This window comes from Rothia sp. HMSC069C04, assembly GCF_001812895.1.
Classification (GTDB): domain Bacteria; phylum Actinomycetota; class Actinomycetes; order Actinomycetales; family Micrococcaceae; genus Rothia.
This window is the reverse complement of sequence record NZ_KV810762.1, coordinates 204,773-221,978: the sequence shown is the minus strand read 5'-3', so window position 1 is coordinate 221,978 and position 17,206 is coordinate 204,773. Positions and strand designations below refer to the sequence as shown.

Below are 17,206 nucleotides of genomic sequence, written 5' to 3'. Positions count from 1 at the left end.
CCCACGGCTACAAACCAATAAAATACCGCCCGGAACCTTGCTGTGAGCACGGTTCCGGGCGGTACGTGTTTAACGAACTAGCCGGTGACTAACCGGTCGCCAGGTGAGCTACCGCCAGGCGAGTTAGTTGCCGGATTAGCTAGTTTCGGATTAGTTAGTTGCGGGACCCTGACCGTTGATGATGCGCTGCGCCTCATCCTCGGTCAGCTGGTAGCCGTAGAAGGTCGAGTAGAACTCGCGGGTCTCCTTCACCAGGTCAACGTCGGAGAACTTCTCGGGATGGAACAGCTTCGCCGCCCACAGAATCTGCAGAGCCTCCTCGGCGGAGTAGCGGTCCCAGTTGAAGGTGCCGACCGGGTTCTTAATAATTTTGCCGTTCTTCACCGCCGGAACGTCAGCCCACGCGGCGTCCGCCTTAATCGCGTCCACGCCCTTCTGCGCATCCGCGCCGCCAATGATGATGTACTCCGGCTGTGAGGCAATAATCTGCTCCAGGGAAATGTTCTTCAAGTTCTCCACGCCGTCCAGGGAGTTCTTCGCACCCGAAAGCTTCATCCATTCACCAATTAGGGAGTTCGAGCCGTCCACCTTCGTCAGGTCAGAACCGCCCGCAATGTGCAGAACCTTCGGGGACTCGGTGACGCCCTGCAGGCGCTCCTTGATGAGGTTCTCGTTCTTCTCCAGGTACGCCAGGTACTTCTCGGCACGCTCAATCGCCTCATCGGTGCCAATGACCTCGGCGGTCAGCTCAACGGTGCGCTTCAGATCCGCGAAGTTCTGGAACTCCACGTGCACCGCCGGGATACCCGCCTCAGATGCCTTCGCAATCTGCTCCTTCGAGGAGGCGAGTAGCACCTCCGGCTTATCGGCAAGCAGCTGCTCCATGTTCACGTCGGTGCCCTTCACCGGCGCGTCAACCTTCTCAATACCGGGGTACACCTGCTTGAACCATGCCAGGGACTTCACGGTAGAGGTGGTGGACACCAGCTTCTCAGCGCCGCCGAGCAGCAGAACCACCTGGTTGTTTGCGTGCCACAGGTCAGCGATGCGCTCCGGGGTGGTGGGTACGGTGACCTCCTTGCCGTCAATGTCCTTAATGACCTTGGTGCCGTCACCGTTATCCTTCACGAAGAAGCTGGTGTGCTTCTTCGAGCTCTGAGAGGAGGCGGAAGCGGACACCGAGCTCGAGGCGGAACCCGATGCAGAGGAGGAGGCGGTGTTCGCGGCACCGCAACCGGTCAGCGCAGCCAGCAGCAGGGAAGTGGTCAGGGCAATGCCGGTGTGGAACTTCGTAATCTTCATGATGTGTCTTTCTGTGTCGATAGGGTGGGTGAATAACCCGGCGGCGGCCTGGGTGGGGCAGGCGTGCTAGGGACACGCCTCCCACAAGACAAAGGGCACCTCTACCGTATCTCTTGTGTGCCACCCAAACCACCACCGGAAGACTAGGGGTTGCGGATTCTCAGGTATCGAGGCTCGTCATGTGCACGCTGGAGCGACCCAGCTCGGGGGAGTAGGCCACTGTCAGGTCGGTGTTGAAGGTGCGCGAGAGAACATCGCTCGTGAGCACCTCGGAGGCGCGGCCCGTCAAAAGCTGAGCTGGCGCGTCCTTCGAAGCCTGTACGTCAGGTTCGTCGTGCGCGCCGAGCAGGGCGACGGTCGCATCCAGCATGAGGGCGTGGTCCGGGTTGTGGGTTGTGAAAATGACCCCGTACCTGGCATCGTGGAGCTGCCGAATCTTACGCAGAACCTTCGCCTGGTTCGCCACGTCCAGGGCGCTGGTTGGCTCGTCCAAAACGATGAGTGGGGCGTCTTGCACCAGGGTTCGGGCGATACCCACCTGCTGACGCTGACCGCCGGACAGCTGATCCAGCGGGGAATGCGCCAGGTCGAGCAGACCCAGTTCCTCCATCATTTCCTGCACCTTGTCGCGGTCCTGACGCGAGGGGGAGGAGAACAGGCCGATATAGGGTGCGCGACCCATCAGCAGGTACTCGGTGACCGTGTAGGAGATGCCGCGACCCTCCATCTGCGGAAGGTAGGCGATGCGGCGGGCACGCTCAGTCGCGGTCAAAGAATCCAGCGGCTCACCGCCCAGGTGGACGGTGCCCTCGGTGAGCGAGTGCAAACCAATCAGGGAGTTCAACAGGGTGGACTTGCCCACACCGTTGCGACCCAGAATGGCGAGGACCTCACCGCGTCGCACCTGCAGGTTCACGTTGCGGAAAATCCAGCGGCTGGAGCGGTGCCCGGAACGGTGCAGACCGGTACGGCGGCGATTGATGCGCCCGCCCCGGTGGCCGTAACGGAAGCCCGCATCGTCCAGGTGTAGCAGAACCTCTGCGCTCGCATCCGTGCGCTGCTGAGTATTGGGAATGGAAGGCGACATTACTTCACCCGAACCTTTCCAAGCAGCAGCAGCGCCACGTACAGGGGCGTGCCAATGAAGCCGGTCAGTACGCTCAGAGGAACCTCCGCACTGGTGAGGCTACGTGCCAGGGTATCGACGAACATCATGAACGAAGCACCCATCAGAATGGACAGCGGCATGAGCTTGGTCGTGTCACTACCGACCAGCAGGCGGCACAGGTGCGGAATGACCAGGCCAACCCAAGAAATCGGGCCGCCAATACACACGCTGGTCGCGGTGACCAGGGTTGCCAGCAGAATGGTGATACCGCGGGTGCGGGTCAGGTTAATGCCGAGGGTGCGTGCTTCATCGTCACCGAGCGAGAGGATATTGATGCGCCAACGCATCGCCAGGAGCAGCAGGATGCAGGGCACCGCCACCAGCGCAAACTGTGTGAGTGCTTCCGCGCGTACGTCCTGCAGGGAGCCCATCTGCCAGAACACGATTTGCGCCAGCTGAGTTTCAGGGTTCGCAATGAACTTCAACGCACCCAGCGCGGCGGTGCCAAAGCCACCCACAATCACGCCGGAGAGCACCAGCATGAGCGTGGACTGATTCTTGAGCAGGCGCGGAATGCTCACGGTCAGTAGTACCGCCATGAGACCGCCGGCGAGGGCGGAACCCTGAATGGCGATGCTCGTGCCCACACCCAGCAGAATGGCGGAGGCGGCACCCACCGACGCACCCTGCGAAACACCCAGCAGGTACGGGGAGACCAGCGGGTTACGGAAGACCGCCTGAAAGGTGGCACCCGCAATGGCGAGGGCGGCTCCGATGAGCCCGGCGGCGAGTAGGCGCGGAATGCGCACGGTCAGCAGCATGTTTTCGGCGGGCTTGTAGACCTTCAGGTCCATGCCGAACCAGTTCTTGCCGAGGATACGGAAGAGCTCGTCCAGTTCGACCGGGTACCTGCCGGTGATGAGTGAGAGATAGGTGACGCCCAGCAGAATGGCGAGGGCGATGAGCAGAATCAGCGGGTACGAGGACGCGAAGAGGGTGCTACGATGCTCGGTTTTGGTAGCTAAGGTGGCAACCGGCGCGCCGGTGGGGTTCGCCTCCGGGTTCGCTTCTGTGGATTCGTTCGGGGTTGCCTGTGAAGCTGTCTCCGTGGTCGTGCTCATGGAGTCCTTCCGTGCGCTCTTGTGGTCCCGTTCTGTCTGCGTGTGTGCTCTAAACATATGTGAGCCACATCAAAGAGGCAAAGGGGGTGAGTGCAGAGCGCCCGTCATAAGTCTTTATGTGTTGCCGCTTATCTTCTGCGGTGCGGCACCCGTAAGTGGCGGCGGCTGTGGGGGAGGGCGGCCACCCCTAAGAGCGCTGTTCCTAAGAGCACCGTCATCGTGCGGGAGAATGCTCCCGCTCGCCTCCTGCCCGGTAGCGCAGATGAACCAGTCGAATACCCCTTATCTTTTGCGTCCTTTCTTTTATGAACTTGGGCACTTTCATGGTGATGGCTTGTTACCTGTCGTGTCTGGACTATTGCGCGTCATCGTATTGCGCCAGCAGAAAAGGGCGACCAATCCTGAGGCGCATTGGGCGGCTTTCCCCTAGGATGGATACATGAGTTACGCACCCGAAATTAACCGCATCGTCGCCCCCTTTGAAGTGGTCAGCCCCTTCCAGCCTGCCGGTGATCAGCCGAAGGCTATCGCCGAGCTCACCGAGCGTGTGCAGAACGGTGAGAAAGACATTGTGCTGATGGGCGCTACCGGTACCGGTAAGTCCGCGACCGCAGCCTGGCTGATTGAGGCGGTGCAGCGTCCGACTCTGGTGCTCGTGCAGAATAAGACTCTGGCGGCGCAGCTGGCGAATGAGCTGCGCGAGCTGCTGCCGAATAATGCGGTGGAGTATTTCGTCTCGTACTACGACTACTACCAGCCTGAGGCGTACGTGCCGCAGACCGATACGTTTATTGAGAAGGACTCCTCCATCAATGAGGAGGTGGAGCGTCTGCGCCACTCGGCGACGAACTCCCTGCTGACTCGCCGCGACGTGGTGGTGGTTTCGACCGTGTCCTGCATTTATGGTCTGGGCACGCCCGAGGAGTACATTAAGCAGATGGTGACTTTGCGTCGCGGTGAGGAGATTGACCGCGACGAGCTGCTGCGCCAGTTCGTGGCGATGCAGTACGCGCGTAACGACATGGACTTTCACCGCGGCACGTTCCGTGTGCGCGGCGATACCGTCGAAATCATCCCCATGTACGAGGAGAACGCGATCCGCATCGAGTTCTTCGGTGATGAGATTGAGGCGATTTACACCCTGCACCCGCTGACCGGCGAGGTAATTCGCGAGGAAGAAGAAATGTATGTCTTCCCCGCAAGCCACTACGTTGCCGGCCCGGAGCGCATGGCGAAGGCTATTACCTCCATTGAGGATGAGCTGCGCGAGCGCCTGCAGACCCTCGAATCCCAGGGCAAGTTGCTGGAGGCGCAGCGTCTGCGCATGCGCACCACCTATGATCTGGAAATGATGGAGCAGATGGGCTTCTGCAATGGCATTGAGAACTACTCGCGCCATATTGACGGTCGTGCCGCAGGCAGTGCCCCGAACTGTCTGCTGGATTATTTCCCGGATGATTTCCTGCTGATTATTGACGAGTCGCACGTGACGGTCCCGCAGATTGGTGCCATGTACGAGGGTGATATGTCCCGTAAACGCACCCTGGTAGAGCACGGTTTCCGTCTGCCCTCGGCGATGGATAACCGCCCGCTGAAGTGGGAGGAGTTCCTGGAGCGTATCGGTCAGACGATTTACCTTTCGGCGACCCCCGGTAAGTATGAGCTGTCGCAGGCTGATGGTTATGTGGAGCAGATTATTCGCCCGACCGGTCTGATTGACCCGGAGATTGTGGTCAAGCCGACCAAGGGTCAGATTGATGATTTGCTCGAGGAGATTCGCGTGCGCGTTGAGCGTGATGAGCGTGTGCTGGTCACGACCCTCACCAAGCGCATGGCGGAGGATTTGACCGAGTACCTGCTGCAGCATGGCGTGAAGGTGCAGTATCTGCACTCTGACGTTGACACGTTGCGCCGTGTGGAGCTTCTGCGTGAGCTGCGCCTGGGTACCTTTGATGTGCTGGTTGGTATTAACCTGCTGCGTGAGGGCCTGGATCTGCCCGAGGTGTCCCTGGTTGCGATTCTGGATGCCGATAAGGAAGGCTTCCTGCGTTCGACCACTTCGCTGATTCAGACCATTGGTCGTGCGGCGCGTAATGTGTCCGGTCAGGTGCACATGTACGCCGATAAGATTACGGATTCTATGCGCGTGGCGATTGATGAGACGAACCGCCGCCGCGAGATTCAGCAGGCGTACAACCGTGAGCACGGCATTGACCCGCAGCCGCTGCGTAAGAAGATTGCCGATATTACGGATGTTCTCGCCCGCGAGGAAGAGGACACCCGCGAGCTTCTGCAGCAGCGTAAGAGTGGTAAGAAGGGCGCCCGCACGGTGAGTGCGGGTGCGAAGACCGGTTCTGCGACCTCGTCGAAGATTGCCACGAGCACCCCGGAGTCGGAGGAGCTTCTCGCCCGTGCGGAGGCGCGCGTTCGTGCGGACGGCCTGGCGGCGGCACCCGCTGAGGACCTGCTGGATTTGATTGAGCAGATGAACGAGCAGATGCGTGTGGCGGCGGAGAACCTGCAGTTTGAGTTGGCGGCGCGTCTGCGTGATGAGCTTGCCGATTTGAAGAAGGAGCTGCGCCTGATGAAGGAGGCGGGTCACGCCTAAGCCCGGTGTTCTAAGCCCGGCGTTTAGGGGCCGACGTGGGTTTTTCGCCATGAGGTAACTCATTGTTCATGAAGTTCTACTGAGTGCAGATACATGCTGTACACTATCAAGGTGTTTTACGTGTCAAATAACACCTTGATGCTTCCGAACGATAAAGAAAAATCTGTGACTATTTCGAATAACTCTTCAGACGCACACACCATGGGAGCTCGTTCCGTTACCCGCCGCAACCTCACCCGCGGTGCGCTCTGGGCTCTGCCCGCTATTGCCGCCTCCACGGCGGTACCCGCATTCGCTGCCTCGGCTGATGATTGCAAGACGGTACACGGCCCGGACTTCACCCAGGTCGGCGGCTGGATGATTACCAACCCTGCCAGTGGCGCCCTGCAGTCGCGCACCAAGAACAAGCCCGTGACTGCGCCGGAGACCGGTCAGGCGTGGTGGTCCATGGAGAATGCAACCTCCCCGAATCCCGCAACGATTCGCCTCATGTCCGTGTACGAGGCGACTCACGGCCCCGAGGGCGACCTCAACCTGAACTGCGGTGAGTTCGTGATGACCTACAACGTCTCCGCCCTGGAGGCGACGACCGGCACCACGCACCTGCACCCGTCCATGGACATTTACCTTTTCTCGCCCGAGGGTGAAATCATTGACCGTCAGGTCTTCACGACTGACCCGACCGGCAAGGCAACCGTCATGACCCGCAACGGCAAGACTCAGACCGTTCAGGGTCAGGTCATTCCCTTCGCGTCGAGCGTGAATGATAAGGCGACCGGCATCTCCGCGCGTTTTGCGTTGCGTGGCAATACGCTCATGGAAGGCATGTACCAGTTCGAGGTGGTTATTACCGTCCCGACGATTCGTGAGAACGGCACGCTTGATACGAACAAGCAGGTCAACGCGATTGCTTTCACCCCGCCGACCTTCAACATGGTCTCCTAATTGAATGAAAAGTAGCCCTCCCCGTAATAGTTCACGGGGAGGGCTACTTTTATGGGGCCTTGCGGCGCGGTGTTGATTTGTGCGTGCTGGTCTGCAATACGCCGCTCTACATGTTGTCAAACTAATAGTGGCGCCAGCTAGACCCCCAACTAGACAGCGTGTATTCGTCACGCAGAACGCCGCATCCGACAGGTCAACCCCGCCGGATGCGGCGTTTCGGTGCACCTAGCTCCTGAAAGTTCTCCCGGAGGGGCTCCTGTGCGAAAACCCCAACCTGCTGTATAATCGTTCACCGAGCAAGGGAGTATCCCACCAATCGACTCATCGTCAGCACGTTAGCCGAAGGCGCCTAACCGGTGAATCGAGCCGACCTCCATTAAGGTCGGCGGGAGAGACTTGTGGTCCTGTACGCACACCACAAGAAAGGCTCCCCATGGAAGTTACCGGGTTGCAATGGTTGGTTACTATTCTCATCATCGCGGGTCTGTTGGCCTTCGACTTCGTGTTCCACGTTCGTAAGGCGCACGAACCTTCCGTCAAGGAAGCGGCCATCTGGTCGAGTATTTACATCGGCATCGCGATGCTGTTCGGTCTGTATATTTTCGTGACGAACGGCCCCTCCGCTGCCACCGAATTCTATGCAGGCTACATCACCGAAGAAGCTCTCTCGGTCGATAACCTCTTCGTTTTCATGATTATTATGGGCACCTTCCGTGTCGCCCGTGAGAATCAGCAGAAGGTTCTGCTCTTCGGTATTGTCTTCGCGATCCTGGCGCGCGGCTCCTTCATCTTCGCCGGCGCAGCGATCATCAACTCCTTCGCTTGGGTGTTCTACATCTTCGGCCTGGTCCTGCTCATGACCGCAGGTAACCTGCTCAAGGACGAAATCACCGAAGGTGACGGCGATGACGAAGCCGACAACATCATGGTCCGCCTCGCCAAGAAGTACCTGAAGACCAGCGACCACTTCGACGGTGACAAGCTCTTCACCATCGAAAACGGCAAGCGCGTCATGACCCCCATGATGCTCGTCATGGTCGCTATCGCTGGTTCCGACCTGCTCTTCGCGCTCGACTCGATCCCCGCGATCTTCGGCCTCACCCAGTCCGTCTACATTGTGTTCACCGCGACCGCGTTCTCCCTCATGGGTCTGCGCCAGCTGTACTTCCTTATTGACGGCCTGCTGGACCGCCTCGTCTACCTCTCCTACGGCCTGGCGACCATCCTCGCGTTCATTGGTGTGAAGCTCATCCTGCACGCAATGCACGAGAATAACCTGCCGTTTATCAACCACGGCGAGCCCGTGCACGTGGTCGAAATCAGCACCGAAATGTCGCTGATGGTCATCGTGGGCGTCCTGATCATTACCGTGCTTGCCTCGCTGCTCAGCCCCAAGGGCCGCGCGCTGCAGACCATTCAGCGTGTTCAGGCGCTCTCCGAGAAGTACCTGGCACTGCCCGAGGATGCATCCGCCGCCGAGCGTGCGGACATCACCGCCCGCTGGCAGAAGGAAACCGAGAAGCTCAACGCCATTCCCGCCAAGCTGCGTGACGAGCTGATCGAGAAGGAAGACGAATACCACGCCCTCGTGATGCGTGCCCGCACCGCACAGGATGCGCATTCTTCCTCCTCGAAGTAGTTTGAGTTACTGAGCCTGCGGCCTCACCAGGCTAAGCGCTCACACGAAAGCCCCTCACACCGGATCAACCGGGGTGAGGGGCTTTCGCTGTATCAAAATATATTCGGGGATATACCCGGGGCAGAATGACTACCCGGCGAAGAATTACTGGTTGTGAACCTCAGCCAGCATGTTCTTCAGGTGACCCAGAATGGTCAGCGGGTCAGAACCGAAACCGTCGTGGTGGTGGGTCTTCGAGGTCCACACCTGAGTGTTACCGACCCAGCGAGCGGTCTCCATGGAGTGCTCAAAGTCCACGTACACGTCCGGGTTGTACGCCGCAGCCACCACGGGAACCTCGTTCTTGTGCAGCTGTGCGTGGTCGTACAGGCGGCCCCAGTCCTTCTTCTCAGCCAGCAGGTTTGCAACCTCAGCCAGCGGACGCAGCGAGGGATCCTCCTCGTAGTACCAGGGGAAGATGTGCTCGCCGGTGAAGAGCAGACGGTCCGCATCCGGTGCGAACTCGGGGCGGGAAGCCGCCACGCGAGCAGCAGACCAGTTGGTCGGCGCGGGGGAGGGGGACAGCTCGTAGCCGGGGATGCCGGGCAGAACGCCGTCGGCGGGGCCGTCAGCGTAAATGGTCTCGTGCATCAGGGCGTACAGCGGGTTCGCCTGGAAGGTCACCTCGGCACCCATAGCGGTCAGGAACTGATCGGACAGGTGGTCGTTACCCTCAGCGAAAGCAGTCTCCAGGAAGTAGTGCAGACCGCGCTCGCGCCAGCGGCCACCCAGGAAATGGCCGGCCATCTGGAAGCGGTGATCGGTCAGACGCTCACCGGTGGGCAGGTACTCCTTGTGGGTGCGCAGGTGCTCAGCAATGCGGGTAGCGAGCTCAGCGTCCTCGGGGAACCAGCTGTAGTACTCCTCAACACGTTCCTTCATGCGGTCGAAGGTGTGCTGGTAGACGTTGTCCACGGAGGTGCGAATCGGCGCCAGGCCCGCGGTGATGCGGCAGTCACGCAGCGACTGCGGTGCGAACGACAGGTAGGACAGGGTCAGGAAGCCACCGAAGGACTGACCAATGGTGGACCAGCGCTTGTCGGCACGGTCAGCCAGCAGCACCTCGCGGACAGCCTCCGCGTCAGCAATGATGGAGTCCGCACGGAACAGCTCAGTGTACTCAGCCTGAACCTGCGCGTCACCCACAGCGGTGATGTTGCGAGCAGACAGCGGGGAAGACATGCCGGTACCGCGCTGATCCAGAAGAACCACGCGGTGAGACTTCGCCAGCTCAGCAATCCAGCCGCCAATGGAGCCGGTCTTCGGCGAACCGAAACCGGGGCCGCCCTGCAGGTACACAATGTAAGGACGCTTATCAGCCGAAACGGTCAGAGTCTCGTTGGTGCTCACAACCTCGCGGGCGAACACGGTGATGGTCTGGTCCGCGAAACGGGAGGAGAGAGCGGCATCCTTGCCCTTGGAGAAAATCAGACCGTGGGTCAGGGGAACCTGGAACCAGTGGTCGGTAATCTCGTAGCCGTCGTGCTTGACGACCGAACCCTTGCGGTACTCAACCTTGGGAAGCGAAGAAACGGTCAACGGTGAACCTTCTTTCATTCAAATAGATAGATACTCTGTATTCTAGCCCACTACGGGCAACATCGTGGCAGAGCCTCGGGCGGAGTCTCAATCGGAGTCTCAGTTGGAGCCTTAGAACTCGCCCACGCTCAGAATCTTCAGCACCGGGTACCCCGCCTCATCGGATGCCGCCAAATCAACCTCGGCACGAATACCGAAGTCAAAGTTATCTTCGGGGTCGGCGAAGCTCTGCTGAACCTTCCACACGCCCGGGTGAGCGGCGGTGTCCTCATCCATACTGACCAGGCGAGGCGAGCGCGCGTCGGCGTCCGTGTAGATGTCGTCGTAGGTGTCGAAGTAGTCGTCCATGGCGTCCGCCCAGCGGTCGGCATCCCATCCGCACCATTCGTCCAGAGCGCCCAGGGCGCGGTCACGCTCATCAGCGAAGAGCTCCACGCGGCGGAAGAGGGCGTTGCGCACCATCACGCGGAAGGCGCGCAGGTTCTTCGTCACGGCGGGAGGCTCTTCCTCCTCGATGGAGGCGTGCTCGGCGGCAATGGTCGCGGTGTCTTCGCCGGCAGCCAGCTTCTCCCACTCGTCCACCAGGGAGGAGTCGGTCTGGCGCACGAGTTCGCCGAGCCACTCGATGATGTCGTCGAGCTCGTCGGTCACGGCAGAATCGGGGATGGTGTGGCGAAGCGCCTTGTACGCGTCAGAGAGGTAACGTAGAAGCACACCCTCGGCACGTTCGAGCGAGTAGTACTGCACGAAGTCGTTGAAGCCCATTGCGCGTTCGTACATGTCACGTACGATCGACTTGGGGCGCGGCTCAAAACGTGCAACCCACGGCGCGGACTGCTTGTAGGTCGTGTACGCCTGATCAATGAGCTCCGCCAGAGGCTGCGGGTAGGTGACCTTGTCCAGCTCGTTCATGCGTTCGGTGTAGTCCACACCGTCCGCCTTCAACTGTGCCGACAGCTCGTTCTTCGCCTTGCGTTCCTGCGCGTACAGCACCTGGTTCGGTGATTCCAGGGTCGCCTCGATGAGGGAGAGCGCGTCCAGTGCGTAGCTGGGGGATTCGGGGTCGAGCAATTCCAGCGCGGCGACCGCAAAAGCGGACAGCGGCTGGTTCAGGGCAAAGTTATCCTGCAGGTCCTCGGTCAGGCGCAGGTAGGATCCGTGCTCGTCCGGGGTGTTGGTTCGCTCAATCACGCCGCCGGTCAGCAGCTCCTTGTAGATGCCGATTGCCTTGCGCAGCAGCTCGCGGCGGCGCGCGGGGCTCTCGTGATTCTCCTGAATGATGCGGTATGCGGCAATGACCGGGTTCTCCGGGCGGTGCATCAGGTTCAGCAGCATCGAGTGGGTGATGTCGAAGGAGGAGGTCAGCGGCTCCGGGGCGGCTTCTACTAGCTGGTCGAAAGTCTTCTCGGACCAGCCAACGAAGCCTTCCGGCGCCTTCTTACGCTTGGAGGACAGCGACTGGTTAATGCGCTTGGTGTCGTCACCGAACTTCGCCTGAGCCTTAGCCAGCAGACGAGCGTTCTCAATATCGTGCTCGGGTGCCTGAACCACCACGGTGCCGGCGGTATCAAAACCGGCGCGGCCGGCACGTCCAGCAATCTGGTGGAACTCGCGGGCACGCAGACGGCGGCTACGGGCACCATCAAACTTCGACAGCGCCGTAATCAGTACGGTACGGATGGGCACGTTAATACCTACGCCCAGGGTGTCGGTACCGCAAATGACCTTGAGCAGGCCCTCCTGAGCCAGCTGCTCCACGAGGCGGCGGTACTTGGGCAGCATGCCCGCGTGGTGAATACCGATACCGGCACGCACCAGCTTATTCAGCGCCTTACCGAAGCCCGGACCGAAACGGAACTTCGCAATCAGCTCTGCAATGCGTTCCTTATCTTCCTTCGAAGCAATAGCCACCGACAGCAGCGCGTTCGCCTGCTCCAGCGCCGCCTTCTGCGAGAAGTGCACAATGTAGACCGGAGTCTGCTTGGTCTGCACGAGCTCCTGCACGGTTTCCTGAACCGGGGTGGTGGAGTAGTAGAAATGCAGCGGAATGGGACGCTCGGAGTGAGCCACCAGGTCACTCTCACGACCGGTCAGCGCCGTCATCTCCTCCTGGAAGCGAGTCGTATCGCCCAGGGTCGCGCTCATCAGCAGGAACTGCGCCTGCGGAAGCTCCAGCAGGGGAAGCTGCCACGCCCAGCCGCGTTGCGGGTCAGAGTAGAAATGGAACTCGTCCATAATGACCTGGCAGAGGTCCGCATCCTTACCCTCGCGCAGGGCAATATTGGCGAGAATTTCCGCGGTGCAGCAGATAATGGGTGCCTCCGTATTAATGGCGGAGTCGCCGGTAATCATGCCCACGTTCTCGGCACCAAAAATATTGATCAGGTCAAAGAACTTCTCAGACACCAGCGCCTTAATGGGGGCGGTGTAGTAGGAACGCTGACCGGTCGCCAGACCCGTAAAATGCGCGGCAACAGCCACAGTGGACTTACCCGAACCGGTCGGGGTTGCCAGCACCACGTTATGTCCGGCGGCAATGCTCAGAACAGCCTCGTCCTGGGCGGGGTACAGGGTCATACCGCGGGTCGAAATCCACTCGGTGAACGCCTCATAGATTTCTTCGGCGGTGAGGGGGTTGCTCTTAAAATCGCGTCGATTGTAGTCGCCGGGATTCTCACCCAGCGAGGGAGAAAGAAAATTCAAAATACTCATGAGGATTCCAGTCTATCGGGAATAGCGCGGGCGCGGGGGCGTTATCGTTACGAGGGAACAAACGGGTACTCACGGAGTGTTTGCGGGGTGTTCGCTGTATCTTTGCGGGGTGGTTCGCGGTTCCTTCGCGGGGCGTATATAGGGCGTTCGGGAGGCGCGGTGCCGCGCTAACGCGGGAATTCCCCAAATTCGTGTAGTGTAGAACAAAGCACTAAAAGTGCAGTGGTGCAAAAACCTGGTGCTCAGAAGGTCGAAAACGTAGGCCTCCAAGCCGCATAGATTACCGCGTAGATGCAGAATCCGCCGATTGATGTCGGTGCATGTTGAGCGGCTGATACAAACTCCAAAATACGTTGCATAAATGACGACACGCCCATCTATGGTGCAAATAGTGTTGCGTGCCACATTGATAAAGGAATAGGGTAAGAGAAAGGAGAGACGTTGAATGACTGAATACAACGCTGACAAGGCACAAGAAAACGCCGCGCGTGAAGAAGCTACGCATGAAGAATCCATGCATAACAAAACCACGCAGGAAAAAGCCGCTCAGAAGAAAACTGCGCAGAAAAAAGCTGCACAGGAAGTAACCGGTAGCGAACAGCGCAAGGCCGAAGAGGAAGCCCTCAAAAAGCGCCTCGCCCTGCGAGTCACCGCACCCGGATACAAATACCCCTGGCACCGCTGGGCAATCCCCGTCGTGGGTGAAACCACCGCGGGTACCGGTGCGATTCTTATCCCCGTCATGGTGGGTCAATTCATCAACCAGCACATCGCCGGCAAAGCCCCCGACGCCTGGCCCATGTTCTGGGTAGTCGTCGCAGCCATCACCTTCATCGTGATCAACGAGTTCTTCGGTTGGGGCACCTCCATGACCCTCAGCGCGGAACTTAGCCGCGACTGGCGCATCTACATCAACCGGCTCATGGGGCGCACCCGCGCTGGCGTAGACTCCGGCGAAGCGGTCACCGTCATGAACAAAGACGTACGCCGCATTACGGACGTCTACTTCTCGTTGCCGCTATTCGTCAACGCCATGATCATCGCGACCCTCGGTGCCGTGCAGCTTTGGCTGATCAACCCCGTCACAGCGATTGTCACCCTCATCGGCACGATTATCGTGGTCGGCGTTATCGCCTGGTACTCGACCTTCCTCGAATCCAAGATCGGCGAATACCGCGAAAAGGACGGCGAAGCCTCCTCACGCGCCTCCGACATCGCCACCGGTCTGCGCACCATCGCCGGTCTCGGCGCCGAAGAGCAGATGCGTGAACGCTACCACCGCGGCACCGACGAAGTCTTCGACAGCTACATGCGCTACGAAAAGACGCACCGCTGGATGTACCTCATCCGCGCGCTGCTCGGCGGCGCCGTGACCCTGCTCGGCATCGGCTTCGCCCTCACCGGCCACGTCGAAAACGGCCGCTGGGTATCCGACACCCCCGCCGCGTCCCTGGTGACCGTCGCCTCCATTATCGCGATGATGGGCGGCCCCATCTGGATTACCCAGAACTTCCTCACCGCATGGCGCTACGCCAAGATTGCGCTCGCCAAGGTCGCCCGCCTCGAAGGTCACGCTGGCGTACGCCAGGGCGTGCTGAAGAGCCCGCGCACCGACGAAGAAATGGCGCAGCTGGCACGCGTCGAACAGACAGTCGAAGCAAGCACCCTGGAGGTGCCCGTACCCGTCGCCCCCGCCGGTGCAAGCAACCCGCGCATCGTGTACGTCAACCCGCGCGACTACAACCTCACCGCGCAAGACTACGCTGAGGCGCTTGCCCGCACCCTGCGACACGGGGGAGAGGACCTCAAGGATGCCTCCGGCCGCCGCGTGCTGCTGAGCGAACCCAACCCCATGATTTTCGCTGGAACCCTGCAGGAGCACCTGCGCCTGGGCACCGTGCCGAATCCCGACGAGGAGCTGGCACAGGCAAAGGATGAGGAACTGCTGAAGATTACCGACTCCCGCGAAATCGCCTACCGACTGGGCGGACGCAACCCCGAAGACTACTTCGCCGCCCGCATCACCAGCGAAGGCGCGAACCTCTCCGGTGGTCAGCGTCAGCGTCTGGCACTCGCCCGCGCACTCGCACAGGATGCGCAGGTGCTCATCCTGACCGAGCCGCTGAACTCCGTGGACGAACCCAGCCAGCGTTACATCTACGATGCGATGGAAACCCAGGTCGGTAGCGACCGCCTGCCCGTCGGCTACCCCGGCCTGCTGCAGGATTTGGAGCAGGTCTACGTTGTCTCCACGACCGCGGAGACGACCCGCCGCATGGAACGCGACGGCTACCCCGTCGCTCAGGCAGAAACCCCCGCAACCACTCAGAATCAGGAGGTGAACTAGCATGGCAAAGCAGCTCCCCATCGAAAGCCCCGCCTACGTGGCACGCCGCATGTGGAACTACCTCGCAGCGCATAAGGGGCGAGCCCTCTACACCTTCGTCATCTACATGGTCAGCACCCTCATGGGTGCGGTGGTGCCCCTGCAGATTGGTGCCACCGTGGACGACGTGGTGGCGGGCAAGTTCTCCAGCTACCCGTGGCAGCCGATTCTGATTATCCTGGCGGCATTCATCGTGCAGGCGATAACCCTCATGGTCTCCTCGTACAGTGCTGCGCGACTGGGTGCGCTCGTCACCCGTGATGCCAACCAGGACACCCTCGACGGCACCCTCGACCTGGACGCACGCACCGTGGAAGAAGCCGGCAGCGGCGACCTGCTCACCCGCGTGACCGACGACCTGTCCTCGGCAGCAAACGCTGTCAGCACAGACCTTCTCGGTGCAATCTACGTGGTCCTGTACTTCCTGGTTTCCACGATCTCCCTGGCGTTTGTGAGCCCGGCAATGGGTCTGATTATGCTACCCATGATTGCCGGTCTTGCCCTCATCATGTCGAAGATGCTGCCGCTCATGGCGGCACGCAACCAGACCGCTCAGGAGCGCGTGAGCGACCTCAACAGCGTGCTGACCGAGAACATTCGCGGCACCTCCACGATCCGTGAGCTGGGCGTTCACACCGCCCGCGAGGACGCCTTCGCCGGTGAGAACAAGCGCCAGTTCGCCGCGCAGCTGGGCATGGTGCGCATCCGCCAGCTGTACTTCACCGTGGATGCCATCAACGCATGGATTCCCACGATTCTGTGCATGCTCTGGGGCGCCGCCTGCGTGGCTATCGGCTGGGCAAGCTGGGGTGCCGTAGCGACCGCCTCGGTCATGGTCTTCAGCCTGCGAACCCTCGCCGACATGCTGAACCACCACGTCAGCAGCCTGCGCATCATGCTCGTGAACATGGGCCGCGTGTTTGGTGTGGTCTCCCTGGCGAAGAAGCAGCGTGAGGAGCGCGCACAGCACCGGGCCGAGGCCTCCTCCAAGGTGTCGGATGAAGCCGTGAAGAACCCGGAGTACGCCATTGACTGCACCGACGTCTCCTACGGCTACTCGCCGGACGCCCTGGTGCTTGAAGGCATCAACCTGAAGATTCGCCGCGGTGAGGCGCTCGCCCTGGTGGGTCGTTCCGGTTCGGGTAAGACCACCCTGGCCCGTCTGATCGGTGGTTCGCTGACCGCCCTGGAAGGCACCATCACCGTGATGGGTCGCCCGGTCGGTCACGGCGACTTCCCGACCGATGCCGCCGCCGATGGCCGCCCGCGCCTGCTGGTCTGCACCCAGGAGGCACATGTCTTCTTCGGCACCCTCGCCGATAACTTCACGGTGGTCGTGCCGGATGCAACCGTCGAGCAGATGGGTGAGGCCCTGGACGCTGTCGGTGCCCGCTGGTGGCGCGACCTGCCGCAGGGCATGGACACCGTCGTCAGCGGCGCGGATTCGCCCCTGACTCGCGACCAGATTCAGCAGCTGGCACTGGCACGTATCGTGCTTGCCGACCCGCACGCCGTGATTCTGGACGAGTCCACCACCCAGCTGGAGCTCGCGGACGCAACCGAGTCCCTGCGCGCCGTGCTGGCGAACCGTGCGGTGCTGATCATTTCGCACGATGCGCGTATCGCCTCCCTGGCTGACCGCGCGGTCCTGCTGCACGAGGGCAGGATCATTGCGGAGGGTTCACCGGCAGAGATTTTCGCCCTGACCTAAACCCGGCTGATAGTGCCCGGCTGATAGTGCCCGGTACCGTGTGAAGCGGTGCCGGGCACTACGTGTTTAACGGGTGGTTTCCGTACAAGGGTGCAC

At 60.6% G+C, this 17,206-nt stretch carries 10 protein-coding genes; 5 read left to right on the top strand and 5 right to left on the bottom strand.

The window, feature by feature from the left end:
* Positions 1 to 150: 150 nt before the first annotated feature.
* From HMPREF2879_RS08455 to HMPREF2879_RS08445, 3 genes are all read right to left on the bottom strand, one after another.
* The gene (locus HMPREF2879_RS08455) at positions 151 to 1,302 is read right to left on the bottom strand and encodes an ABC transporter substrate-binding protein (RefSeq protein ID WP_239662228.1); all 1,152 of its coding nucleotides are present in this window, start codon (positions 1,300 to 1,302) and stop codon (positions 151 to 153) included.
* Between the two features lie 160 nt (positions 1,303 to 1,462).
* Positions 1,463 to 2,389: an ABC transporter ATP-binding protein gene (locus HMPREF2879_RS08450; protein WP_049354747.1), complete on the bottom strand. Its 927-nt coding sequence runs from the start codon at positions 2,387 to 2,389 to the stop codon at positions 1,463 to 1,465.
* Positions 2,389 to 3,531, bottom strand: coding sequence for a FecCD family ABC transporter permease (locus HMPREF2879_RS08445; protein ID WP_053088742.1), 1,143 nt, complete (start codon positions 3,529 to 3,531; stop codon positions 2,389 to 2,391). The genes HMPREF2879_RS08450 and HMPREF2879_RS08445 overlap by 1 nt, the downstream gene beginning before the upstream one ends.
* Before the next feature lie 439 nt (positions 3,532 to 3,970).
* Between HMPREF2879_RS08445 and uvrB the strand changes: the two genes are divergently transcribed.
* From uvrB to HMPREF2879_RS08430, 3 genes are all read left to right on the top strand, one after another.
* Entirely contained in the window at positions 3,971 to 6,139 is a 2,169-nt protein-coding gene (gene uvrB / locus HMPREF2879_RS08440; RefSeq protein ID WP_049354746.1) for an excinuclease ABC subunit UvrB, read from the top strand.
* 165 nt (positions 6,140 to 6,304) lie between these two features.
* Positions 6,305 to 7,084 (top strand): ornithinee aminotransferase, encoded by a 780-nt coding sequence (locus HMPREF2879_RS08435; RefSeq protein ID WP_246822943.1) that lies wholly within the window; start codon positions 6,305 to 6,307, stop codon positions 7,082 to 7,084.
* Between the two features lie 433 nt (positions 7,085 to 7,517).
* Positions 7,518 to 8,723: a TerC family protein gene (locus HMPREF2879_RS08430; protein ID WP_070506435.1), complete on the top strand. Its 1,206-nt coding sequence runs from the start codon at positions 7,518 to 7,520 to the stop codon at positions 8,721 to 8,723.
* Positions 8,724 to 8,867: 144 nt separating this feature from the next.
* Here HMPREF2879_RS08430 and HMPREF2879_RS08425 read toward each other — a convergent pair whose 3' ends face one another.
* On the bottom strand, positions 8,868 to 10,319 hold the full coding sequence (locus HMPREF2879_RS08425) for an alpha/beta fold hydrolase (protein ID WP_070635279.1): 1,452 nt from the start codon (positions 10,317 to 10,319) through the stop codon (positions 8,868 to 8,870).
* Between the two features lie 93 nt (positions 10,320 to 10,412).
* Entirely contained in the window at positions 10,413 to 13,013 is a 2,601-nt protein-coding gene (locus HMPREF2879_RS08420; protein WP_070635277.1) for a DEAD/DEAH box helicase, read from the bottom strand.
* A gap of 445 nt (positions 13,014 to 13,458) precedes the next feature.
* Between HMPREF2879_RS08420 and HMPREF2879_RS08415 the strand changes: the two genes are divergently transcribed.
* Positions 13,459 to 15,360 carry an ABC transporter transmembrane domain-containing protein gene (locus tag HMPREF2879_RS08415; RefSeq protein WP_070635276.1) on the top strand — a complete coding sequence of 634 codons (1,902 nt, stop codon included), beginning with the start codon at positions 13,459 to 13,461 and terminating at the stop codon, positions 15,358 to 15,360.
* Position 15,361: 1 nt separating this feature from the next.
* Positions 15,362 to 17,110, top strand: coding sequence for an ABC transporter ATP-binding protein (locus tag HMPREF2879_RS08410; RefSeq protein WP_070635274.1), 1,749 nt, complete (start codon positions 15,362 to 15,364; stop codon positions 17,108 to 17,110).
* Positions 17,111 to 17,206: the final 96 nt, after the last annotated feature.

Excerpts from the sequence above, each read along its gene's own strand:
- HMPREF2879_RS08455 (WP_239662228.1), bottom strand. The coding sequence starts at position 1,302 with ATGAAGATTACGAAGTTCCACACCGGCATTGCCCTGACCACTTCCCTG.
- HMPREF2879_RS08450 (WP_049354747.1), bottom strand. The coding sequence starts at position 2,389 with ATGTCGCCTTCCATTCCCAATACTCAGCAGCGCACGGATGCGAGCGCA.
- HMPREF2879_RS08445 (WP_053088742.1), bottom strand. The coding sequence starts at position 3,531 with ATGAGCACGACCACGGAGACAGCTTCACAGGCAACCCCGAACGAATCC.
- uvrB (WP_049354746.1), top strand. The coding sequence starts at position 3,971 with ATGAGTTACGCACCCGAAATTAACCGCATCGTCGCCCCCTTTGAAGTG.
- HMPREF2879_RS08430 (WP_070506435.1), top strand. The coding sequence starts at position 7,518 with ATGGAAGTTACCGGGTTGCAATGGTTGGTTACTATTCTCATCATCGCG.
- HMPREF2879_RS08425 (WP_070635279.1), bottom strand. The coding sequence starts at position 10,319 with ATGAAAGAAGGTTCACCGTTGACCGTTTCTTCGCTTCCCAAGGTTGAG.
- HMPREF2879_RS08420 (WP_070635277.1), bottom strand. The coding sequence starts at position 13,013 with ATGAGTATTTTGAATTTTCTTTCTCCCTCGCTGGGTGAGAATCCCGGC.
- HMPREF2879_RS08415 (WP_070635276.1), top strand. The coding sequence starts at position 13,459 with ATGACTGAATACAACGCTGACAAGGCACAAGAAAACGCCGCGCGTGAA.
- HMPREF2879_RS08410 (WP_070635274.1), top strand. The coding sequence starts at position 15,362 with ATGGCAAAGCAGCTCCCCATCGAAAGCCCCGCCTACGTGGCACGCCGC.